At 55.0% G+C, this 22,622-nt stretch carries 17 protein-coding genes; 12 read left to right on the plus strand and 5 right to left on the minus strand.

All coding sequences use genetic code 11. The features are described from left to right. Positions 1-267 precede the first annotated feature (267 nt). Both K2F33_RS13595 and K2F33_RS13600 read left to right on the plus strand, forming a co-directional pair. A complete protein-coding gene (locus tag K2F33_RS13595; RefSeq protein WP_263881989.1) occupies positions 268-1,761 on the plus strand; it encodes an arylsulfatase in 1,494 nt (497 codons plus the stop codon). Positions 1,762-1,901: 140 nt separating this feature from the next. Next, a complete protein-coding gene (locus K2F33_RS13600; protein WP_263881990.1) occupies positions 1,902-4,925 on the plus strand; it encodes a glycoside hydrolase family 2 TIM barrel-domain containing protein in 3,024 nt (1,007 codons plus the stop codon). A gap of 63 nt (positions 4,926-4,988) precedes the next feature. Here the strand turns inward: K2F33_RS13600 and K2F33_RS13605 are convergent, their stop codons facing one another. Beyond that, on the minus strand, positions 4,989-5,327 hold the full coding sequence (locus tag K2F33_RS13605) for a TFIIB-type zinc ribbon-containing protein (protein ID WP_076173548.1): 339 nt from the start codon (positions 5,325-5,327) through the stop codon (positions 4,989-4,991). Between the two features lie 181 nt (positions 5,328-5,508). On the opposite strand from K2F33_RS13605, the gene K2F33_RS13610 reads away from it, so the two are divergent. Further along, on the plus strand, positions 5,509-6,372 hold the full coding sequence (locus K2F33_RS13610) for a VOC family protein (RefSeq protein ID WP_263881991.1): 864 nt from the start codon (positions 5,509-5,511) through the stop codon (positions 6,370-6,372). Positions 6,373-6,405: 33 nt separating this feature from the next. On the opposite strand, the gene K2F33_RS13615 is transcribed toward K2F33_RS13610, so the two are convergent. Continuing rightward, the gene (locus K2F33_RS13615; RefSeq protein ID WP_263881992.1) at positions 6,406-6,990 is read right to left on the minus strand and encodes a TetR/AcrR family transcriptional regulator; all 585 of its coding nucleotides are present in this window, start codon (positions 6,988-6,990) and stop codon (positions 6,406-6,408) included. A gap of 121 nt (positions 6,991-7,111) precedes the next feature. Then, a complete protein-coding gene (locus K2F33_RS13620) occupies positions 7,112-8,011 on the minus strand; it encodes a 3-hydroxyacyl-CoA dehydrogenase (protein ID WP_263881993.1) in 900 nt (299 codons plus the stop codon). 391 nt (positions 8,012-8,402) lie between these two features. Between K2F33_RS13620 and araA the strand changes: the two genes are divergently transcribed. From araA to K2F33_RS13640, 4 genes are all read left to right on the plus strand, one after another. Beyond that, positions 8,403-9,893: an L-arabinose isomerase gene (gene araA / locus K2F33_RS13625; protein WP_263881994.1), complete on the plus strand. Its 1,491-nt coding sequence runs from the start codon at positions 8,403-8,405 to the stop codon at positions 9,891-9,893. A 125-nt stretch (positions 9,894-10,018) separates the two neighbouring features. Beyond that, positions 10,019-11,119, plus strand: a complete 1,101-nt coding sequence (locus K2F33_RS13630; protein WP_263882354.1) for a GntR family transcriptional regulator — start codon at positions 10,019-10,021, stop codon at positions 11,117-11,119. A gap of 82 nt (positions 11,120-11,201) precedes the next feature. Then, positions 11,202-11,897, plus strand: a complete 696-nt coding sequence (araD, locus tag K2F33_RS13635; protein WP_076173553.1) for an L-ribulose-5-phosphate 4-epimerase — start codon at positions 11,202-11,204, stop codon at positions 11,895-11,897. 41 nt (positions 11,898-11,938) lie between these two features. Then, positions 11,939-13,630, plus strand: coding sequence for a ribulokinase (locus K2F33_RS13640; RefSeq protein ID WP_076173554.1), 1,692 nt, complete (start codon positions 11,939-11,941; stop codon positions 13,628-13,630). Between the two features lie 449 nt (positions 13,631-14,079). Here the strand turns inward: K2F33_RS13640 and greA are convergent, their stop codons facing one another. Together greA and K2F33_RS13650 are read right to left on the minus strand one after the other, a co-directional pair. Continuing rightward, a complete protein-coding gene (gene greA, locus K2F33_RS13645; protein ID WP_076173555.1) occupies positions 14,080-14,553 on the minus strand; it encodes a transcription elongation factor GreA in 474 nt (157 codons plus the stop codon). A 103-nt stretch (positions 14,554-14,656) separates the two neighbouring features. Further along, positions 14,657-15,574 (minus strand): ArsR/SmtB family transcription factor, encoded by a 918-nt coding sequence (locus K2F33_RS13650; protein ID WP_076173556.1) that lies wholly within the window; start codon positions 15,572-15,574, stop codon positions 14,657-14,659. Positions 15,575-15,876: 302 nt separating this feature from the next. Here K2F33_RS13650 and K2F33_RS13655 point away from each other — a divergent pair, with 302 nt between their 5' ends. The 5 genes from K2F33_RS13655 (at position 15,877) to K2F33_RS13675 (ending at position 22,571) form a co-directional block, all read left to right on the plus strand. Then, complete coding sequence (locus K2F33_RS13655) at positions 15,877-17,472, plus strand: arabinosylfuranosidase ArfA (protein ID WP_105444973.1); 1,596 nt, start codon at positions 15,877-15,879, stop codon at positions 17,470-17,472. Positions 17,473-17,865: 393 nt separating this feature from the next. Continuing rightward, a complete protein-coding gene (locus K2F33_RS13660) occupies positions 17,866-19,080 on the plus strand; it encodes an extracellular solute-binding protein (RefSeq protein ID WP_412974001.1) in 1,215 nt (404 codons plus the stop codon). Between the two features lie 180 nt (positions 19,081-19,260). Further along, positions 19,261-20,136, plus strand: a complete 876-nt coding sequence (locus tag K2F33_RS13665) for a carbohydrate ABC transporter permease (RefSeq protein ID WP_089548564.1) — start codon at positions 19,261-19,263, stop codon at positions 20,134-20,136. Positions 20,137-20,187: 51 nt separating this feature from the next. Then, complete coding sequence (locus K2F33_RS13670; protein ID WP_263881996.1) at positions 20,188-21,033, plus strand: carbohydrate ABC transporter permease; 846 nt, start codon at positions 20,188-20,190, stop codon at positions 21,031-21,033. 53 nt (positions 21,034-21,086) lie between these two features. Beyond that, positions 21,087-22,571 (plus strand): alpha-N-arabinofuranosidase, encoded by a 1,485-nt coding sequence (locus tag K2F33_RS13675; protein ID WP_263881997.1) that lies wholly within the window; start codon positions 21,087-21,089, stop codon positions 22,569-22,571. Positions 22,572-22,622: the final 51 nt, after the last annotated feature.

Below are 22,622 nucleotides of genomic sequence, written 5' to 3' on the forward strand. Positions count from 1 at the left end.
ATACACACGGCCCCAGCAAGTGGCAACCGGACTGCATCCTCATCTGTGAGGTGTTAACCCCCATTATACCGATCTTAATTTCTTTTTGAAATAAAGTAATCAGAGTAATCCGTTTTCATCGTTTTCCCATCGGGGTAATCTGCACGAAAAAACGAATAATTTCATTTACTTTTCATCACGTGAAGGGTTTAATAAGGGGGAACAGGCATTTTCAAGGATTCTCTCAGGGTTATCGATCATATCCGCTGGATTCAAGGAGGAGAGCCGATGAATAGGAACGAAGAGCGAGGCAGGCCCAACGTGCTGCTGATTACCGTGGACCAGATGCGATTCGACTGCCTCAGCATCGCCGGCCACCCCGTCGTGGAAACGCCGAATCTGGACGAGCTTGCCCGGACCGGCGTGAGGTTCAGCCGCGCCTATTCGGCCACCCCGACCTGCGTGCCGGCGCGGGCGGCCATCTTTACGGGCCAGTCTCAGCGGACGCACGGACGCGTTGGGTATCAGGACCGGGTACCGTGGAATTATCCGGTCACGCTGCCCGGGGAGCTGGCCAAAGCGGGATACCATACGCAGTGCATCGGTAAAATGCATGTGTATCCCGCCCGAAACCTGATGGGCTTTCACAACGTGGTGCTGCATGACGGCTACCTGCATCACAACCGCAATTTTCACGGCATCCCGATGCAGGAGCATTACGATCAGGTGGATGATTACCTGCAATGGCTCCGGGAAAGGGTGCCCGGCGCGGATCTGATCGACACGGGCCTGGACTGCAACGCATCGACCGTCGCACGTCCGTGGCATCTGGACGAAATGAAGCATCCGACGAACTGGGTCGTGACCCAGTCGATCGACTTTCTGCGCCGCAGAGACCCGGGCAAGCCGTTCTTCCTGTGGATGTCCTTCGTCCGTCCGCATCCGCCGTTCGATCCGCCGCAGGCGTATCTGGACCTGTACGAAGATGCGGATATTCCGGATCCGCCGGTCGGAGACTGGGCGCAGGGGGATGACCCCGCCCTGGAAGGTTTGGCGCCGACAACGGGCAAGGGGCTCGTCCCCAAACGTAGGCTGCGCCGGGCGATGGCCGCTTATTATGCGCTGATTACCCATCTGGACCACCAAATCGGCCGGTTCCTGCAGGCGCTGAACGAGTACGGAGAGCTCCATAACACGGTGATCATGTTTACCTCGGATCATGGAGAGCTGCTTGGCGATCATCACTTGTTCCGGAAGGCGCTGCCCTATGAAGGAAGTGCCCACGTGCCGTTGATCGTGAACGACCCTGGCGGCAGGCTCGATCTCAAGCAGGGCACCGTGGCCGATGAGGTCGTGGAGCTGCGTGACATCATGCCGTCGCTGCTTGATGCAGCCGGGGTTCAGATCCCGGAAAGCGTGGAAGGGGACAGCATTTGGAGGCTGGCAGCGGCCAGGAACGAAGCGGATACAGCATCGCCGGTATGGCGGAGCCATCTGCATGGGGAGCATGCCTACGGTCATCAATCTACCCAATGGGTCACGGACGGGACCGAGAAGTTCATCTGGTATCCGCAAACCGGCGAAGAGCAGTTTTTTAACCTGGCGGAAGACCCCATGGAGCTGCACAATGCCATTTCCGACGAAGCCTGCCGGGACCGGATCGAACATTGGCGTTCCATTCTCATCCGTGAGCTGGAAGGGCGGGAGGAAGGCTTTACGGACGGGGAGCGGCTTATCGCCGGCCGGAAGCAGGCGGCCGTACTGTCCCATATCCGGGTTTGATGCGCAGCAGCGGATTCATTGAACTAACGTTATTGCATTATCGAAATATAACCTTAGGACGGCTGCCTGGCTGCAGGCAGCGAATACAGCTTGAACTGTTTTTGGCGATACGTTAACCGTAAATTAAGGAGATGATCCGAATGATAAAGCTTGACCGGGTTTGGGAAGACACAAGCGTCCTTCATATTCACCGCGAAGAGCCGAGATCCTATTACATTCCTTATGGCGACGCCGCTTCAGCGCGTTCCGGCAAGCGCTCGAGATCCCCTTTGTTCCAAACCTTGAATGGGGCCTGGAAATTCAGGTACCACGAAAGTGTCCAGGACGTGACGGATCCGTTTTATGAAGACGCTTTCGATGCCTCATCATGGGATGAGCTTGTCGTCCCGTCATGCTGGCAGACCGAAGGCTACGACCAGCTCCATTATACGAATGTCAATTATCCGATCCCGGTAGATCCGCCATATGTCCCGGATGCGAATCCGGCAGGGCTCTACGTCAGAGAGTTTACGGTGCGCGAAGACTGGACGGGCAAGCAGGTCTATACCATGTTCGAAGGGGTCAATTCCTGCTTCTACCTGTGGATCAACGGGCAGTTCGCCGGATACAGCCAAGGCAGCCGGATTCCGGCCGAGTTTAACGTTTCCGGACTGATCCGGCCAGGTACGAACCGCATCGCCGTCATGGTATTGAAATGGTGCGACGGCACTTATTTGGAAGATCAGGACCTGTGGCGCTTCTCCGGGATTTTCCGGGATGTATACCTTCTAGCCCGGGATGAGGCCCATGTCCGCGACGTATTTATCAAACAGGACATTTTGCCGGATCATTCCTCAGCGAAGCTGCTGTGTGAGCTGGAGACGACAGGCTCCCTGGATGCGCTGGTGCTGCTGCAGGACGCGGAAGGGACGACCGTCGCCAAAGGGGCGGTGCGGGCAGACGGGCGGAGTGTCATCGCGCTGGACATCGAAAATCCGGTGCTGTGGAACGCGGAACAGCCATATCTGTATGAGCTGTTTGTGCAGGACGGAAGGGAAGTGCTCCGTTTTCCGGTCGGATTCCGCCGGATTGACATCGTTGACAGCGTATTCCGGATCAACGGCCAAGCTGTCAAGCTGAAGGGTGTGAACCGTCACGACTCCCATCCAGATTTGGGACAGACGGTGCCGCTGAACCACATGATCCGGGACCTGAAGCTGATGAAGCGGCATAACGTCAATACGGTCCGTACCTCTCACTATCCGAACGACCCGCGGTTTTTGGAGCTGTGCGACCGGATGGGCTTCTACGTGGTCGACGAGGCCGATCTGGAGTGCCACGGGCTGGCCGTATCCGGCGATTTCCATCAGCTGACCCGCGATCCTGATTGGGAAAAGGCGTTTGTTGACCGGGCCATCCGGCTGGTGGAGCGCGACAAAAACCATCCTTGCGTCATCATCTGGTCCATGGGCAACGAATCGGGATACGGCCGCAATCATATCGCCATGGCCGAATGGACCCGTAAGCGCGACGACAGCAGGCTGGTCCATTATGAAGGCGCCTCCCGGCGTTACCATGGCGACGCCGATACCGAGGCGCTCGACATCGAAAGTGAAATGTATCCGACGCTGGAATACGTCGAGAGCTACGGACAAAATCCGGATCACGCGAAGCCGCTGTTCCTGTGCGAATACAGCCATGCCATGGGCAACGGGCCCGGCGATCTGAAGGAGTATTGGGATTTGTTCTACGCGTACCCGAATTTGATGGGCGGCTGCGTGTGGGAATGGAACGATCACGGTATCCGCACCCAAGCGCCGGACGGGCGCGAATATTTCGGATACGGTGGGGACTTCGGAGACCATCCGAACGACGGCAACTTCTGTATCGACGGCCTCGTGTCGCCGGACCGGGTTCCGCATGCCGGACTGCTGGAGCTCAAACAGGTCATTGCGCCCGTGCGAATGGAAGCCGAGGATTTGTCGCGCGGCACGCTGATCATTACGAATCTGTACGATTTTTCGGACCTGTCTCATCTGACCTTCGACTGGACGCTGGAGCGCTGCGGAGAAATCGTGGAGCAGGGAAGCCTCGGGACGATCCAGGCGGGCCCGCAGGAGAGCGTGACGGTCATCATTCCGTTCCAAAAGGCTTTCCCCGACGGCCGCTGCTTCCTGACGCTGACCGCCTCGCTCTGCGAATCCACGGAATGGGCCGACCGTGGGGAGGAAATCGCGTTCGCCCAGTTTGAGATGGCGGCGGAGGATTCTGCAGTCCAGCCGGAGCAAGGGTGGCTGACGGCTCTGCGCGCACGTCCCGTGCACGTCACGGAGGACGGGGCGCAGCTGATCGTGACGGGGATGGATTTCCGCCACGTGTTCGACCGGAACCTGGGAACCTTCGTCCGCATCTCGAAGCAGGGGGTGGATATGCTCGCAGCGCCGCTATCCTTTAGCATCTGGCGGGCACCGACGGATAATGACCGCAACGTCCAGCGTCAATGGAAAGATGCGGGATATCACCGGGCAGGCACGAAAGTATACCAGGTCCGGATCAGCGAGCCGCAAGACGATGCGATCGAGATGACCGTGGATTTTTCGCTCGGCGGCTACATGAAGCATCCTGTCCTTCATGGACAGGCCGTATGGCGGGTGGACGGTTCCGGAGAAATCGCGCTGGCCACGAGTGTCAAGCTTCGGGAGGGGCTGCCGTTTCTGCCCCGCTTCGGGCTGAAGGCCGTCATGCCGGCCGGAACCGAGGAGGTTGAGTATTTCGGTCTGGGTCCGCATGCGAGCTATGTCGACAAGCGCAAAAGCGTACGGGTCGGCAAATACCTTCTTCGCGTCGACGACATGTTCGAGCCGTACATTATGCCGCAGGAGAACGGCTCCCGGTACGGGACGGAGTGGGCGACGGTGACAAGCGAACGGGGCATGGGGCTTGCTTTCCACGGAATTGCGCCGTTTTCGTTTAACGCCTCCCATTACTCACCGGAAGACCTGGAGGAAGCCGTCCACCTGCACCAGCTGGTCAAGCGGAAGGAGACGATCGTTCATCTTGACTACAAAATGAGCGGCGTCGGTTCCAACTCCTGCGGTCCAGAGCTGTTGGAGAAGTACCGGCTCGATGAGCGGGAATTCGAGTTTTCCATCCGGCTGCGTCCGGTTTTCAAAGAGGACGAATAAGAGGCAGAACATAACGAAACCCCCGGCTCCGCACGGAGCCAGGGGTTTTTGCATGGACGGGTGTTAATCGAACAAGTCACCGAACACGTCAAGCACGCTTTTTTTCTTTTTCTTATGATGCGGGTAAGAGGAATGGCCATGCTTGTCATATTTGTCATAGGACTGCTGCTGCGGCGGATAGGGCTGGCCTGAAGGGTAGCTGTCCCTCGGCCTCTGGTTTCGGTCAGCATCTCCGTAATACCATTCATTATAGTCTCCGCGGACTTCACGCACGTCGGACATCAGCTTGTCCAGCTCTCCGCGGTCCAGCCACACACCTTTGCATGTCGGGCAAATGTCGATCAGGATCCCGTCTTTTTCCACTTCCTTCATGCGGGAGTCTTCGCATATCGGACACTTCATCTCGATTCCTCCTTGTCATGCCATATTTCTAATGTATACGGATAGGGAGCCGGATGGTTTCTTCTAAAATGTTCAACCGGTCTCCCGATCCTCGCTGTAAAGCTTCTGCTTGACAAGAACTCATTATAAAAATATACTTACTTACAAAAAGTAATTAAATAAAAGTTAGGGGAGTGCCGACATGCATCCTGAAATGAAGCTTGGACCGGTTAAAATCAAGATCAGCCGGATGGACCGTTCCATCACCTTTTATACAGAAATTATCGGACTGGAAGTGTTGAAAAGAGAGGGGAGTACGGCGGAGCTGGGACCCAGGGGATCTGCGAGCCCGATTCTGATCCTCGAGGAGCTGGAGGACGCCGTCATCGTGCCGGAGCGTTCGCATGCGGGACTGTACCATTTTGCGATCCTGCTGCCGAGCCGGGAACATCTCGGAACGGTCGTCCGCCATTTCATCCAGACCGACACGCCGTTTGGCCAAGGGGACCACGCGGTCAGCGAAGCGATCTATTTGAGCGATCCGGATCAGAACGGGATCGAGGTCTATGCAGACCGTCCAAGAGATACGTGGCGCAAGGAGCCGGACGGGAATTACGTTATGGTCACCGAAGCGGTGGACATTCGCGGCCTGCTGGAGCAGTCGGCCGGGCTGGAATGGCAGGGGCTGCCTGCGGGAACGGTGATCGGGCATGTTCACTTCCATGTCGGAAGCCTGCCCGAAGCGAAGCGTTTCTACTGCGATATACTGGGGTTTGACGTGGTCGGCGATTATGCGCGAATGCGCGCACTGTTCATCTCGGCCGGAGGTTACCATCACCATGTCGGCCTGAATATTTGGGCCGGCGCTGGAGCGCCGCCGGTACCGGCCAATGGCACCGGCATCGATTATATGACGATCGTGCTGCCGGGGGCGCGTGAGGTAGAGGAGCTCGTCCAGCGGGTCCGTGAAGCGGGAATGGCTGCGGAAAAGCAGGAAGAAGGCGCCTTTCTCGTCAGGGATCCGTGGAATATAGGGGTGCGGCTGACTTCGGCCGGTCGCGGCTGAGCATATTTTAAATAACCGCTTTTTAATAAAAAGTCATGGCCTGCCGATCAAACCGTATTTCATAAACCGGGTCATTTCGCCCCGGAACTCGGAAAGGTTCTGCAGCAGTGCGCCCTGATTCATTTGGTCATGCTGGAGAATGGAGCAAATGCCGGCCGTCAGACCCAGCTCCAGGGTGAAAATTTCTTGGATCCCGTTCATGCTCCCTTCCCCGATCCGCCGCTTGATCTCCTTGATTTCGGCGCTTTGCCGGTACAAGGATTGGTCAAAGTATTGGGAAAGCTCGGGGTAACGCGAGGATTCGGCAAAAAGAATGCTGTACTGCTCATGATTGCGCTCGATCATCGTGATCCGTTTATTCACGTAACGCTCGATCAGCTCTTCGTTCGTGCACTGGCTCAAATCTGTGTGCGCCAAGGTTTCTTCATCGGGCTCGGCCGTGACAACGCACGCTTTGAGCAGATCCATTTTACTGCTGAAATATTTATACATGGCCGCTTCGGAAATGCCGCAGGCTTTGGCGATTTCGCTCGTCTTCGTGGCGTCATAGCCCGTCGTAGAGAAAAGTGTCCTTGCCTGCTGGATGATCCGCTGCTTGGTCTGTTCGCCTTTGTTCATATCGATCTCCTTCAGTTTCGTGAAAAGGGTGTCCGTGTATTTAAAATTATAATAGAAGTGACAAAGAAGACCAGCATGTAAGCTGGTCTTTTTGTATGCCTTTTTAGATGATTATATCAGGTTAACTTTTTAAAAATCCAGGCTCTGCAAAGCTCGGATTCGGATATTTGTAGAAGCCCTCGCCGGCAGCGCGGCCAATCTTGCCTTTATCGAGGTATTCGGATTTCAGGAGATTCGCGATCTTTTCGAATTCCGGGTCGCCGGTCGCCTTGGCTTTGGCCAGGCCGATATTGTAGGCGGTGTTGATGCCCACCACGTCCAGAATGGCGAACGGTCCCATCGGAGCGCCGGTTGCCACCATCCATGTTTTGTCGATCGTTTCCGGGTCGGCCACTTCTTTGACCAGCAGCAGCTGGGCGGCTTCCAGCAGCGGGACCAGCAGGGAGTTCAGGATGTAGCCGGGCTGCTCCTTGTGCAGCGGCAGGGCCACCATGCCGATGGCCTTGGCAAATTCGATGACGTCGTTGAACACGGTTGTGTCCGTGCCGGGGTGCTTCATGATTTCGCCGGTGTTGTTTTTCCAGATTTCATTGGCAAAATGGAGCGCCAAAAACTTCTCCGGCCGCCCGGTTGCTTCGGCGAACTGGCTAGGCAGCAGGGTGGAAGAATTCGTGGCAAATACGGTCCGTTCCGGGGCAACCTTGCCCAGTTCCTGGTAAAAATCGGTTTTGATCTGCACCACTTCGGGAATCGCTTCGATCACCAGATCGGCCTGTGCAACCGCTTGGGCCAGGTCGCTGTTGAAGGAGAGCCGGCTAAAAGCTGCGGCAAGTTCTTCCTCCGAGGCGTCAAGATCGTGCCGATAATGGGGCATCAGATCGTGGATCCGGCTTTTGGCCCGGTCCAGTGCCTCATCGTTAATGTCGTATACGGTGACTTCAAAGCCCTTGAAGGCGGTTTGAAAAGCAATTTGGCTGCCCAGCACGCCGCTGCCGGCAACCGTAATATGTTTGAAATTCATGATGCATTGCTCCTTTTACTTAGATGTGGTTATTGTCGTCTTCGGGTTATCCATTCATGCGTAAAGCATAGTGGAGAAGGCCCGCGTGGATTGCCGCCAGGACCGCCCGCCGGCCGGCAAGAGCATATCCCAGCAGCAAATGGAATTAAAAAGTAAGTACTCACTAACTTATTTTCAAACCGATTATGCTCCTTTTTTCCTACCAAGTCAACAGCACAGATCAGGCAAAATTGTTCTTGCCTTTTTCACATGGCGGGGATACAATGTACCCATACAACTTGTACGTACATGTTCTGATAAATTGTGTATTACTATATATAAGTATGTACAAGTAAAAATATCAGTTTACGCACAGCAAGTGGACGAAACCGAAACATGGGAGGCTATAATCATGAAATTGAAACCGCATTCATTTTGGTTTGTAACCGGCAGCCAGCACTTATACGGACCCGAAACGCTGGAACAGGTAGCCGATCATTCCCGGATCATCGCGGAGCAGCTCGGACAGGATACCGCTGCGATTCCGTATCCGGTCGTTTTTAAACCGATCGTGAAGACGTCCGACGAGATTTACCAGCTGATCGTTGAGGCGAACAGCGACGAATCCTGTGCCGGCATTATTACGTGGATGCATACGTTCTCTCCGGCGAAAATGTGGATCCGCGGCCTGACGCAGCTCCAGAAGCCGCTGCTTCACCTGCATACACAGTTTAACCGCGACATCCCATGGGAAACGATCGACATGGATTTTATGAACCTTAACCAGGCTGCCCATGGCGACCGCGAGTACGGCCATATCGGAGCCAGACTGGGCATCGCCCGCAAAGTGGTCGTCGGCCACTGGGAAGACGGAGACGTGCGCCGCAGTATCGGCGGGTGGATGCGTACGGCGGCAGCCTTCGCGGAGAGCCGCAGCCTGAAGGTAGCGCGCTTTGGCGACAACATGCGCGAAGTAGCCGTTACGGAAGGCGATAAGGTTGAAGCGCAAATTCAATTCGGCTGGTCGGTCAACGGCTACGGCGTCGGTGATTTGGTCCAGGTTCTGAACGAAGTTCAGGACAGCGAAGTAGAGACGCTCCTGAAAGTGTATGCAGAACAATACAGCATTACGCAGGCAGGCTTGTCCGCCGGTCCGGTGCGCGATGCGATCGCCTACCAGGCGCGGATCGAAATCGCCATGCGCCGCTTCCTGGAGGAAGGCGGATTCGGGGCCTTCACGACGACGTTCGAAGACCTTCACGGATTCCGGCAGCTTCCGGGTCTTGCCGTGCAGCGGCTGATGGAATCCGGATACGGCTTCGGCGGCGAAGGCGACTGGAAGACGGCTGCACTGACCCGCGTCCTAAAGGTTCTTGCAAATAACAAGAGCACGTCGTTCATGGAGGATTACACGTACCATTTCGAGCCGGGCAACCATATGATTCTCGGAGCGCACATGCTTGAGGTATGTCCGACGATCGCGGCCACGAAGCCGACGATTGAAGTGCATCCGCTCGGCATCGGCGGCAAAGAGGATCCGGCCCGCATCGTGTTCGACGGCCAGGACGGTCCGGCGGTCAACGCTTCCCTCGTCGACCTTGGACACCGCTTCCGCCTTCTGGTGAACGTCGTGGACGGCGTGAAGGTCGACAAGCCGATGCCGAAGCTTCCGGTAGCTCGCGTGCTGTGGAAGCCGCAGCCGTCGCTCCGCGAATCGGCCGAAGCCTGGATCCTGGCCGGCGGCGCGCATCACACGGTGCTGTCTTATGCCATGACGGCCGAGAACCTGACGGACTTCGCCGAAATGGCCGGCATCGAAGCCGTGGTCATCGATAAAGATACGTCCGTGCAGCGCCTGAAGAACGAGCTCCGCTGGAGCGAGGCAGCTTACCGCTTGAGATAACCGGACCGATGTCTGTGTTCACCCGGCCTTGTGTTACAATACTCAAAGAGAACGAAGCCTTCCGGGATGAATCGGAAGATCCAGCCCGCAAGGCCGAAATACAGAGCATGCCGCTGAGGTGAATGATGAATAACAGACGGATTCCCAAATATATTCTACTGAAGAACGAGCTGCTGTCCTGGTTTGAATCGGGCAAGCTGAAGCCCGGGCAGCAGGTTCCTTCTGAAAATGAAATTGCCGAACAGTTCGGCCTGAGCCGCCAGACGGTGCGCCAGACATACAGCGAGCTGGAGAAGGAAGGCTGGCTTGAACGGATCCAGGGCAAAGGCACCTTTGCCCGGTTTCCGGGACGTCGCGAGAGCGAGCTGGTCAAGACGATCGGCATTATGACGACTTATATATCGGATTACATCTTCCCGCATATCGTACGGGGTGCGGAAGCCGAGCTGCGGAGCAGAGGCTACCGGCTGCTGCTGTCCAGCACCGACAATAACAAGGACAAGGAAATGGAAAGCCTGAAGCTGATGACCAGCCAGCCGCTCAGCGGACTGATCATCGAACCGACGAAGAGCGCGGAGGGCAACCCGAACCTTGGCTATTATTTGGAGCTGCAGGAGAAGCGCATTCCTTACCTGATGATCAACGAGAAGTACCGGGAGCTCGAGTGCCCGCTGCTTCGGGTCGACGATGAGATGGGCGGCTACAAGGCAGCCGACCATCTGCTGGCGAACGGGCATACCCGGATCGCCGGATTTTTCAAGCGGGACGACCTGCAGGGCGTCAACCGGTTGAAGGGCTTTTTGGCCGCCCACAAAGCGCGCGGCGTCGCCGTAGCTCCCAAGCGGGTCGTCACGTATACGACCGAGCAGAAGAACGACCTGCCGTTCCGGCAGGCGCTGCAGCTGCTGAGCGGAGCGGAGGAGGAACGGCCGACCGCATTCGTCTGCTACAACGACGAACTGGCGGTCAGCCTGATGGGGGCCGCGCTGCAGCTCGGACTCCGAGTGCCGGAGGACGTGTCGTTCGTCGGCTTCGACGACTCGATGCTGGCCTCGGCTTCCGGAACGAAGCTGACGACGCTGACCCATCCCAAGACGGCCATGGGCCGGGATGCGGCCAGCCAGCTGATCGCGATGATCGAAGAGGGATTGGCTCCCGGAGATACCCTGTACGAACCCGAGCTGGTGGAGCGGGACTCGGTTGTAAACCTGAACGTTAACGTGTGAAAAGGCAGATGAAAGTCCGAATATGCGGACTTTCATCATACAACTTGTACGTACAACTATAGTAGGAGAGGAAGTGTCTGCAATGCTGGAAGCACTGAAACAGCAGGTGCTGGAAGCGAATTTGGACCTGCCCAAACACGGGCTCGTCACGTTTACCTGGGGAAATGTCAGCGGCATCGACCGCGAGAGCGGGCTGTTCGTCATCAAGCCGAGCGGGGTGCCTTACGAAGAATTGAAGGCCGAGGACATGGTCGTCGTTGACCTGGAAGGCCGGGTGGTTGAAGGGGATTTGCGCCCGTCGTCCGATACGCCGACGCATATGGTGCTGTACCGCTCCTTCCCGGAAATCGGCGGCGTGGTGCATACCCACTCCCCGTGGGGAACGAGCTGGGCCCAGGCCGGGCGGGCGCTGCCTGCTTGCGGGACGACGCATGCCGACTATTTCTACGGTGAAATTCCGGTCACCCGACCGATGACGAAGGTGGAGATTGAAGGCGCTTACGAGCTGGAGACCGGCAACGTCATCGTGGAACGTTTCCACGAGCTGGGATTGGATCCGCTTGAGGTGCCGGGGATTCTCGTGCATGCGCATGCCCCGTTCGTCTGGGGCAAGGATGCGCATAATGCGGTGCACAATGCGGTGGTGCTCGAGGAAGTGGCCAAGATTACGGCCCGGATGCTTCAGCTGAACCCGGAGACGCCGCCGATGGACCAAAGCCTGCTGGACCGCCACTTTTTGCGGAAGCATGGAGTTAACGCCTACTACGGGCAGAAGTGATATAGCAGCACTTATAAATTTGAAATGCGGAGGAATCCAAAATGGGGAAAAAGTATACCATCGGAGTGGATTATGGGACCCAGTCCGGACGTGCTGTACTGGTGGATTTATCGAACGGCCATGAAATCGCCGACCATGTAACGCCGTATCCGCACCATGTCATTGACGAGCGTCTCCCTGGATCGGGCATCAAGCTGGAATATGATTGGGCGCTGCAGCATCCGGACGATTACCTGGAGGTGCTGAGAACTTCCGTGCCGGCCGTCGTTCGTGAATCGGGCGTCAATCCTGAGGATATCATCGGCATCGGCATCGATTTTACGGCCTGTACGATGCTGCCGGTCGACGAGGCCGGTGAGCCTCTGTGCTTCCAGGCCGAGCTGGCGGACCAGCCGCACAGCTGGGTGAAGCTGTGGAAGCATCACGCGGCGCAGCCGGAAGCCGACAAGATCAACCGGATCGCCGAGGAGCGCGGCGAAGCGTTTCTGGCCCGGTACGGCGGCAAAATTTCGTCCGAGTGGATGATCGCCAAAATTTGGCAAATCCTGGACGAGGCGCCGGACATCTATGAGAAGACGAACATGTTTCTGGAAGCGACGGACTGGGTCATTTCGCAGATGACGGGCAACATCGTCCGCAACAGCTGTACGGCGGGCTATAAAGCCATTTGGCATAAGCGTGACGGTTATCCGTCGAAGGAATACTTCAAAGCGCTCGATCCGCGCCTGGAGCATCTGACCGATACGAAGTTGCGCGGCGAGGTCATTCCGCTTGGAAGCAATGCCGGAGGACTGCAGCCGTCCATGGCGGAGATGATGGGCCTTAAGCCGGGCATTGCGGTGGCGGCAGGCAACGTGGACGCTCATGCGGCCGTGCCGGCGGTCGGCGTCGTGACGCCGGGCAAGCTCGTCATGGCCATGGGCACGTCGATCTGCCATATGGTGCTCGGCACGGAAGAAAAAGAAGTCGAAGGCATGTGCGGCGTCGTGGAGGACGGCATCATTCCGGGGCTCTTCGGATACGAAGCCGGGCAGTCAGCGGTCGGGGATATTTTTGAGTGGTACGTGGAAGAGTCCTTGCCTGCCTATGTGAAGGAAGCTGCGTCGAAGGAAGGCCTGAGTGTTCACCAATGGCTGGAAAGGGAAGCCTCCGCCTACAAACCGGGCCAATCGGGCCTGCTCGCCCTCGACTGGTGGAACGGCAACCGATCCGTTCTGGTCGATACCGACCTGACGGGGATGATCCTTGGCATGACGCTGCTGACGAAGCCGCAGGAAGTATACCGTGCCCTGCTTGAAGCGACCGCCTTCGGCACCCGGAAAATCGTCGACGCGTTCCAGGAGAGCGGTGTCGATGTGGATGCGCTCTACGCCTGCGGCGGCCTGCCGCAGAAAAATCGCCTGCTGATGCAGATTTACGCCGACGTGACCAAACGCGAAATTTTCGTGGCGGATTCCAAGCAGACGCCGGCGCTCGGGGCTGCGATTTTCGCCGCGGTGGCTGCAGGCAAGGAAGCCGGCGGCTACGACGATGTCGTGACTGCGGCGCAGCAAATGGCGCGCGTTAAGGAGGAGACGTTCAAGCCGATTCCGGAGAACGTTGAAGTATACGAGAAGCTGTATCAGGAATACAACCTGCTGCACGATTACTTTGGCCGCGGCGAGAATGATGTGATGAAGCGGCTGAAGAAGATCAAGCTGTCCACGGAAGCGGAGCTGAAGCCCGTCCGGTAATAAGCTCCGAAACATAAACTTATACTTTCTTTCTGATCTCATAACAAAAACGCCTATCGACGTATCTTCACGGAAGGCAGACCGCATTTAGCGGAAGTTTTTCTTGCGAGATCCGGAAGCGGAGGCTCCGAAACCTATACTTTCTGATCTCATAACAAAAACGCCTATCGACGTATCTTCACGGAAGGCAGACCGCATTTAGCGGAAGTTTTTCTTGCGAGATCCGGAAGCGGAGGCTCCGAAACCTATACTTTCTGATCTCATAACAAAAACTCCTATCGACGTATCTTCACAGAAGGCAGACCGCATTTAGCGGAAGTTTTTCTTGCGAGATCCGGAAGCGGAGGCTTCGAAACTTATACTTTCTGATCTCATAACAAAGGACCGTCCTGTATTCAGGAACGGTCCTTGTTTAGACGTATGGCCTATTAGGTAACTGCAGCCGTCTTTTAGGAAGAACGGATTTCCAGCACCTCGTATTTGATCAGCCCCATCGGCGCGTCGACGGTCACGACGTCCCCGACCGTTTTACCGATCAGCTCTTTGCCCAGCGGGCTTTCATACGAGATTTTGTTCTGGTAGACGTCGGCTTCCGCCGGACCAACCACGCGGTACTCGAGATCTTCCTTGAACTCGATATCGTGCAGCTTCACGAACGAGCCGACACTGACAGCGGATGAGTCTGCCTTATCGGCAATGCGGGCTTTGGTCAGCATTTTCTCCAGCTGCAAAATGCGGGTCTCCATAAAAGCTTGGTCATCTTTGGCGGAGTGATATTCGCTGTTCTCCTTCAAGTCGCCGTAGCTGATCGCCAGCTTGATGCGTGCGGCCAGCTCTTTGCGCTTGACGGTCTTCAATTCCTCAAGCTCTGCCTCCAGTTGGGCAAGGCCTTCGGGGGTCAAAATAATTTCGTCATTGGACATAGTTCACAACTCCTCTTCATTACATTTTACACGATATCCATATTTCATGCGAAACATTCGACGTCAGCGCGTAAATTGAAGAGACGGCAAGATCAGTCGAGTATTAGTCTTCCTTAACATCATACAGGACGCGGGCGAGCAGATCCTGGCTGTAGTTGCCGAAGTTTTTGCCGTAGATGGTCAAGCCGCGCTTGTTGACCGACTGCTCGGTGACCGAGAGGCGGAAGGTAAGCTCGCTCTTGTAATCCAGCTGAATTTGGTCCAGCGTCACGTCGGAAATCCGGCAGCCGTCGATGAAACTGCCATCGTTGTTGATGCGGATCAGCTTCAGCATGCCGTATTGGTTCAGATGCGGCGGCCACCAATCCGGGTTAAACGTGCCGCGGGCATCCCCGAAGTCCCCCGGGCTGGTCCAGGAACCGATTTCGATCCCGTTTAAGTGAAAATAAATGTCCGACGGGTAGTTATCGTTATATCCCGGTGCTTCCGAGCTGAGCTCCATGGAAAACTGGATTTCGCGGAACGTCTGGTTCGGCTTTAAATAATTCGGAATCCGGTATTCCAGAAACCCTTCCGCCAGCCAAATGATCTCGGCGTCGATCCGCTGCGGATCCGCAAAATAACGCGGGTCGTCAAAGTCGCCGACGATGCTGTCCTTGGTGGCCAAACCGCAGGTGGGAACCGCCTGATAGTTGCTGTAGTGGCCGACTTGAATTTCAACCTCATACAGGTTTTCGACGTCCCTGCTGCGCAGGTCGACCATCAGTTTGTCCTTATTCAAGTAACAGATCTTCTGAATGCCGTGTTTGCCGACGCTGGTATTGATCTCAATCAGACCGCTTTCCTCCAGCTTTTTGATGTGCATGGTAATCGCACCGTTGCTGAGGTTCAGCCGGGTGGCCAGGTCGTTCAGGTTCAGCGCCTGGTTTTTCGCGAGCAGTTCGAGAATTTGGATCCGGATTTCCGAGCTGAGGGCCTTGAAAATGTCGATCCCGCTCATCAGATTTTTAATATAGATCATGGAATTGAATACCTTCTTCCGATTGTAGAGGTGGTGTTCTTTTATTTTAAATAATTATAAACTAACTAAATCGTTAATGAAAGCATGCATTCCTTTTTTGTAGATATATACGAAATAGTCATAGCATATTCTACAAATCACAGAGGGGACTTTAGGTATTTTTAAAGTAAAACAAACTAGCATTCCCCTTGATTTTATAAGGTTTCTTAGAGTTTATACATAGCGCCGGACACAGAAATTTCATTTTGATTTAAAAAAATATAAATAGATTTACATTTATTTATTTACAGCATACTTCATGTATGTTATTTTATACTTGTAAACGGATTCATTCAATTTATCTCAAATTATTTTATTATTTTCTAAAATGGAAGGTGATATCAGTGGCATCAGCAGCAAATAAGGCCAGGGTGGTCGTGGACAAGGCGTTTCGGATCGCCGAAGTGGATAAGCGCATCTACGGCTCGTTTATTGAGCATTTAGGCCGCGCCGTATACGGCGGCATATATGACCCGTCCCATCCCGAGACGGACAGCCTCGGTTTCCGGGAGGACGTAAAGCAGCTGGTCCAGGAGCTGGGCGTGCCCATTATCCGTTATCCCGGGGGTAATTTTGTGTCCGGCTACAATTGGGAAGATGGCGTCGGTCCGCGCGAGTCGCGTCCAAGAAGGCTGGAGCTGGCTTGGCGGACAATCGAGCCGAACGAAGTCGGGACGAACGAGTTCATGGCATGGGCCAAGGAGATCGGCTCCGAGGTCATGATGGCGGTCAACCTGGGAACACGGGGCGTGGATGCGGCAAGGAACCTGCTCGAGTACTGTAACCATCCAAGCGGAAGCTACTGGAGCGATCTGCGGCGCAGCCACGGCTATGATCAGCCCCATAAGGTCAAGACCTGGTGCCTCGGCAACGAAATGGACGGACCTTGGCAGATTGGCCAGAAGACGCCGCAGGAGTACGGACGCCTGGCTTATGAGACCGGCAAGGCCATGAAGCTGGTGGACCCCGATATCGAGCTGGTATCATGCGGCAGCTCCAGCACGGGAATGCCGACATTCCCGGAATGGGAAGCCATTACACTGGATCATACATATGACGTAGCCGACTTCGTATCCCTGCACCAGTACTACGGCAACCGGGACGGCGATTCGGCAAATTTCCTGGCGCGGACGATGGACATGGACCATTTTATCCGCACCGTCATTTCCACCTGCGACTACGTGAAGGCGAAGAAGCGGAGCAAGAAGACGATGTACCTGAGCTTCGACGAGTGGAACGTCTGGTACCATTCAAACGATGCGGATACGAAGATCGATCCCTGGACCGTCGGTCCGCCGCAGCTGGAGGATGTTTACAACTTTGAAGATGCGCTGCTGGTCGGTGGGATGCTCATCACCTTCCTGAAGCATGCCGACCGGGTGAAGATGGCCTGCCTTGCGCAGCTGGTCAACGTGATCGCGCCGATCATGACCGAGACCGGAGGGCGCTCCTGGAAGCAAACGATTTTCTATCCATACCTGCACGCTTCACGTTACGGACGCGGGGTATCCCTGCAACCGATCGTGGATTCGCCGAAATATGACGCCCAGGATTACACCGATGTGCCTTATTTGGAGACGGCGGTCGTATATAACGAAGAGGAAGAAGAGCTGACCATCTTTGCGCTGAATCGCCATTTGGAGGAGGCGCTTGACGTGGAATGCGACGTCAGAGGCTTTGAAGGCTACCAGATTGCTGAGCATATCGTTCTGGAGAACGACGATTTGAAAGCGGTCAATACCGCGGCCGAAGAGAACGTTAAACCGCATTCGCGAGGCAGTGCGGCATTGAAGGACGGGTTTGTGAGCACCCGCCTGTCCAAGGCATCCTGGAACGTGATCCGGCTGAAAAAGGCTTAATTAGGGCAGGTCCTTGCTGCCTGGCTGGCCGGCGAGTTCCGGCATACCAGCTTCATAACCCATTGGCATGGACGTAACCCATAACATCATAGACTCGCATGACTGCATCTGCCGATTCCTCTTTGACGTTTGGCAAAGGAAAGATCGTGCCAAGAGGAACGGCAGATGTTTTTTGTGGGACGAAACGACCCGCAGGAGCGATGGCGGCATCTATCCAACATGGCCTTGATGTACATCAACATGTACGTACAAGTGAAAAGGGCTCGTGTGAAATTGCAAGCTTTCAAGTTTTTCAAATCAAAAGAAGTACGCTGAACAATAAAAAAATACGAGATATAGTATTCCATTTAGGGGGCGGAAGTTTTGAAGAAGAGCTTTGTTATTTCATTATTGATGATATTTGCGGCAAGCATGCTGTTGTCGGCATGCGGAAACAGCAGCGAGAAGACGATTACGTTCTGGACGCCGCTGACGGGCGACGACGGAGCATATATGGATGAGATCGTTAAAGAATACAACGCGACGAATCCCGACATCAAAGTGAAGCACGTCATCACTTCCGATATGTACACCAAGCTTTCGACCGTGCTGAACTCGGGCAAAGGCGTTCCGGACCTGGCCATTATCCATGCCGACCGCGTTCCCGGCTTCGCGAAGCAGGGCGTGCTGGAACCGATCGAAAGCGCGATCAAGGGGCAGCCGGAAATCAAGGAAGCGAATTACCTGCCGCAAGCCTGGTCCACAGGCAGCATCGACGGCACCCAATATACGGTTCCGCTCGACATTCACAGCAACGTCATGTACTACAACAAAGATTTGCTGAAAAAGTATAACGCGGAATCCATTCTCGACGACAATGTCGTGACCATCGACGAAATGCTGTCCCTGAAAGGCAAGCTGGCTTCGGACGAATATGTCGTCAACGATGCGCTGTTGGGCTGGGTCATTCTGGCACAGGTTCAGGACCTGGGCGGAGACATCCAGGACAACGGCAAGCCGGCCGTCAATACGCCGGTGATGAAGCAGGCTTTTGAAAATGTGAAAAAGATCGCCGACGCCGGCCTCATGACACCGTTCGGCGAAGACGGCTACTTGATGTTCCAGTCCGGCAAAGTGCTGTTCTCGACAGACGGAACCTGGAGCTCGACGGCCCATGCCAAGGTCGACGGTCTGAATTTCGGCGTAACCAACGTGTACTCGCCGACGGCGGACAAGTTCACGAACCGCGCTTCCTCCCACTTGTTCACGATGTTCAAGAACGACAAGCGCTCGGACGAGAAAGAAGCGGGCATCGGCGCCTTCCTGGAATTCGTGCGCGAGCACTCCCTGGAATGGGCGAAAGCCGGACAAATCGTCGCAAGTAAGCAGGTGAACGAAAGTCCGGAGTACAAGCAGTTCATGCAGTCCTTCTTCACCTCGAATGAGCAGGAGACCAAATCGCTGTACATCTACACTTACGAATACTATCCGTACGTAGCCGAAGCCGTGGATACGTACTGTGCCGATATCGTCCGGGGCAATGTGGACTTAGACGAAACGCTGCAGACGATGCAGAAGTTCGTCGAGGATAAGATCGCAGAGAGCAGCAGTAAACAGGCGACCAAGTAGGCCTTTTGCTAAGCAGATAGAATGAGCTAAAGAAATGAATGTTATAGGCCGTATGAGGGCCGTTTTAACAGGAGGTTCCATGCACTAACTTTAGTTCAATCTATATAGAACGAAGGAAATAGTGTGCCGGACCGAAAGCGTCTGGTGCATTATTTCTCCAAAAGGAGAAATTACAAGGCTATGAATAAGAAATTATTTGCACCGTTTTTCTTTGTCGGCCCTCATCTGATTCTGTTTCTGATCTTTATTCTGATCCCGACGATTTACGGAATCTATGCTTCGTTTACGCAGTGGAACCTGATGAACGATCCGGAATGGATCGGCCTGGCCAACTATAAAACGATTTTGTTCGACAGCAGCTCGACCTTCCACACCCAATTTTTCAACGGCCTGAAAAATACACTGCTGTTCGTCGTGATCAGCGTTCCGCTGCTCATCGTCATTCCTTTGCTGGTCGCCGTCGCGCTCGAGCACAAGCAGGTCAAGCTGAAAGGTGTCATTCAGTCGATTATCTATATTCCCGGCTTGATTTCCATTTCCGCGGCTGCACTGATCTGGCTGCTTATTTTCAATAAACAGCTGGGCATTACCGGCAACGTATTCCATTCGCAGGTGGCCTGGGCGGCGACGCAGCCTTATGCGTGGATCATTATTTTCGTCATCACGGTATGGGGCGGCGTTGGCGGCAACATGATCATTTACCGCGCGTCCATTGCCGGCGTCTCCAAGGAATTGTACGAGGCGGCGGAAATCGACGGAGCCGGATCCGTGCGCAGATTTTTCAGCATTACCCTGCCATCCATCAATTTCCCGCTGATCTATACGTTCGTCATGACGACGGCAGGCGCGTTCAACGTGTTCGGCCAGCCGTTAATGATGACCGATGGGGGACCGAGACAGAGCACGCACGTCCTGATGATGTACATCCGCCAGCTGGCCTTCGGCCAAGGGGAATCGATTGCCGGCATGGCGTCGGCGATGGCCGTACTGCTCGGTTTGGTCATTCTGGTCATTTCGGCGCTGCAGTACTATGTCATGAATCGAAATACGAGGTAGGCCGCTTAGGCAGAGGCTGGATTTAGGATACGAGAGGTAGGGTTAATCAAAATGTCCAAAAAAGTAAGTATCTCCAAATATATCGCTTACCTGTTCTTGATCGTGCTTTGCGTCATTTGGGTGATTCCGGTCGTGTTCGGAATTACGACTTCCTTCCGTTCGCAGACTGAGGTCGTGTCCTCGGGCTTTCGGCTGTTTCCGAAGGAATGGATATTTGAGAATTACGTCGCCATTCTGGAGAATACGTCCACGGCGCCGATTATGCGCTGGCTGTTCAATTCCGTCTTTATCGCGGTATCGCACACCCTGCTCGTCATCGTCATTATTTCGCTTACGGGTTACGGGTATTCCCGCATGAACTTCAAAGGGAGAGACACGCTGTTCTTCACGCTGCTGGGCATTTCGTTTTTTCCGGGCGTCGTCAACATCATCCCTTCCTATAAAATCATCGACGCCTTCGGCTGGGTGAACACCTCTTGGGCCATGATCATCCCCGGTCTCGCAGGTATGGGCAACATTTTTCTGGTCCGGCAGTTTATGAAAGGTATTCCGGGCGAGCTGGACGAATCAGCGCGTGTGGACGGCGCAGGGGATTTCCGTATTTATTTTTCGATCATCCTGCCGCTCATCAAGCCGGTGCTGATCGTGTGCGGTCTATTTTCCTTCGTCGGATCGTGGAACGACTTCCTGTGGCCGGTTATCGTATATACGGACGTGGATAAAATGCCGATTACAGCGGGCTTGCTGCTGCTTCAGGATATTTACGGCAACTACCGCATGATCGGGCAGCTGATGGGCTCGGCGATGCTGGCGATCATTCCCACGCTGCTTCTGTTCGCGTTCGCCCAGAAATATTTTATTCAGTCGATCAATTTGAACTCTGGCATTAAAGGATAATAGGAAGTTTTTATCAAAATAAAAGACTTAGCATCTCGTGGGAGGATTCAGTTATGCATAACGTGATCGTCAATACGGATATTTCCAAAGGAAAAATCAATAAAAATATATACGGCCATTTTGCGGAGCATCTGGGCCGCTGCATTTACGAAGGGATTTGGGTCGGCGAGGATTCGCCGATTCCGAATACGAAGGGGATCCGCAACGACGTTGTGGCGGCACTCAAGAACATCAAGGTGCCGGTTCTGCGCTGGCCGGGCGGCTGCTTTGCCGACGAGTACCACTGGAAGGACGGCGTCGGCCCAAGGGAAGGCCGTAAACGGATGGTCAATACGCACTGGGGCGGAGTCGTCGAAAACAACCATTTCGGCACCCATGAATTTTTGCTGCTCTGCGAGCTGCTGGAATGCGAGCCGTACATTTGCGGCAACGTCGGCAGCGGCACGGTTCAGGAGATGTCCGAGTGGGTGGAGTACATGACGTTTGACGGCGAATCGCCGATGGCCAACTGGCGCAAGGAGAACGGCAGAGAGCAGCCGTGGAAGCTGAAGTATTTCGGCGTCGGCAACGAAAATTGGGGCTGCGGAGGCAACATGCGTCCCGAATACTACGCTGATCTGTACCGCCGTTTCCAGACGTACGTGCGCAATTACGGCGACAATAAGATTTACAAAATCGCCGGCGGCGCCAATGTGGACGATTATAACTGGACGGAAGTGCTGATGAAAAATGCCGGCTGGCTGATGGACGGTCTGAGCCTGCACTACTATACGATTCCGGGCGACTTCTGGCTGGGCAAAGGCTCGGCGCTCGATTTTGAAGAAGGCGAATGGTTTATCACCATGAAGAAGGCGCTGCATATGGACGAACTGATCACGAAGCACAGCACGATCATGGACAAATACGATCCGGAGAAGCGCGTCGGCATGATCATCGACGAGTGGGGCACCTGGTTTGACGTGGAGCCGGGCACAAATCCGGGATTTTTGTACCAGCAAAACTCGATCCGCGACGCGCTGGTGGCCGGCGTGCATTTCAACATTTTCCACAACCATGCGGACCGTGTCCAGATGACGAACATCGCCCAGACGGTGAACGTCCTTCAGGCAATGATTTTGACCGAAGGCGAGAAGATGATCCTGACGCCGACGTATCATGTGTTCGATATGTTCAAGGTCCATCAGGATGCCGAGGTGCTGGCCGTCGAGTCTGCGGTCGGAAGCTATGAAATGGGTGGAGAGGCACTGCCGCAGGTAACCGTGTCGGCTTCCAAGGATGCCGAAGGCAAGGTGCATGTCAGCCTGGTCAATATCGACCATGCCGGCGAAGCCGAAATCAGCCTGGATCTTCGCGGCTTTGCTGCCGAAAGCGTGCAGGCTTCCGGCACGATTCTGACGGCCGACCGGATGAACGCGCACAATACGTTCGAGCAGCCGGACGCCGTGGCACCAAAATCGTTTGACGGCGCCAATGTTGAGGGCGGTCGTTTGAGCGTGAAGCTGCCGCCGATGTCCGTCGTTACGCTGGCCATTCATTAATCGAAGGTTGGCTGCGTGCAGTGCCATTACATTTACAACAAATAGGGAGGG

Source organism: Paenibacillus sp. PSB04 (assembly GCF_025809195.1).
Lineage (GTDB): Bacteria > Bacillota > Bacilli > Paenibacillales > Paenibacillaceae > Paenibacillus_AQ > Paenibacillus_AQ favisporus.

Coding starts and splice junctions, on each gene's coding strand:
- greA (WP_076173555.1), bottom strand. CDS start 14,553: ATGTCCAATGACGAAATTATTTTGACCCCCGAAGGCCTTGCCCAACTG.
- araD (WP_076173553.1), top strand. CDS start 11,202: ATGCTGGAAGCACTGAAACAGCAGGTGCTGGAAGCGAATTTGGACCTG.
- K2F33_RS13655 (WP_105444973.1), top strand. CDS start 15,877: ATGTTATTTTATACTTGTAAACGGATTCATTCAATTTATCTCAAATTA.
- K2F33_RS13615 (WP_263881992.1), bottom strand. CDS start 6,990: ATGAACAAAGGCGAACAGACCAAGCAGCGGATCATCCAGCAGGCAAGG.
- K2F33_RS13630 (WP_263882354.1), top strand. CDS start 10,019: ATGAATAACAGACGGATTCCCAAATATATTCTACTGAAGAACGAGCTG.
- K2F33_RS13640 (WP_076173554.1), top strand. CDS start 11,939: ATGGGGAAAAAGTATACCATCGGAGTGGATTATGGGACCCAGTCCGGA.
- K2F33_RS13610 (WP_263881991.1), top strand. CDS start 5,509: ATGCATCCTGAAATGAAGCTTGGACCGGTTAAAATCAAGATCAGCCGG.
- K2F33_RS13600 (WP_263881990.1), top strand. CDS start 1,902: ATGATAAAGCTTGACCGGGTTTGGGAAGACACAAGCGTCCTTCATATT.
- araA (WP_263881994.1), top strand. CDS start 8,403: ATGAAATTGAAACCGCATTCATTTTGGTTTGTAACCGGCAGCCAGCAC.
- K2F33_RS13605 (WP_076173548.1), bottom strand. CDS start 5,327: ATGAAGTGTCCGATATGCGAAGACTCCCGCATGAAGGAAGTGGAAAAA.
- K2F33_RS13595 (WP_263881989.1), top strand. CDS start 268: ATGAATAGGAACGAAGAGCGAGGCAGGCCCAACGTGCTGCTGATTACC.
- K2F33_RS13665 (WP_089548564.1), top strand. CDS start 19,261: ATGAATAAGAAATTATTTGCACCGTTTTTCTTTGTCGGCCCTCATCTG.
- K2F33_RS13660 (WP_412974001.1), top strand. CDS start 17,866: ATGATATTTGCGGCAAGCATGCTGTTGTCGGCATGCGGAAACAGCAGC.
- K2F33_RS13670 (WP_263881996.1), top strand. CDS start 20,188: ATGTCCAAAAAAGTAAGTATCTCCAAATATATCGCTTACCTGTTCTTG.
- K2F33_RS13620 (WP_263881993.1), bottom strand. CDS start 8,011: ATGAATTTCAAACATATTACGGTTGCCGGCAGCGGCGTGCTGGGCAGC.
- K2F33_RS13650 (WP_076173556.1), bottom strand. CDS start 15,574: ATGATCTATATTAAAAATCTGATGAGCGGGATCGACATTTTCAAGGCC.
- K2F33_RS13675 (WP_263881997.1), top strand. CDS start 21,087: ATGCATAACGTGATCGTCAATACGGATATTTCCAAAGGAAAAATCAAT.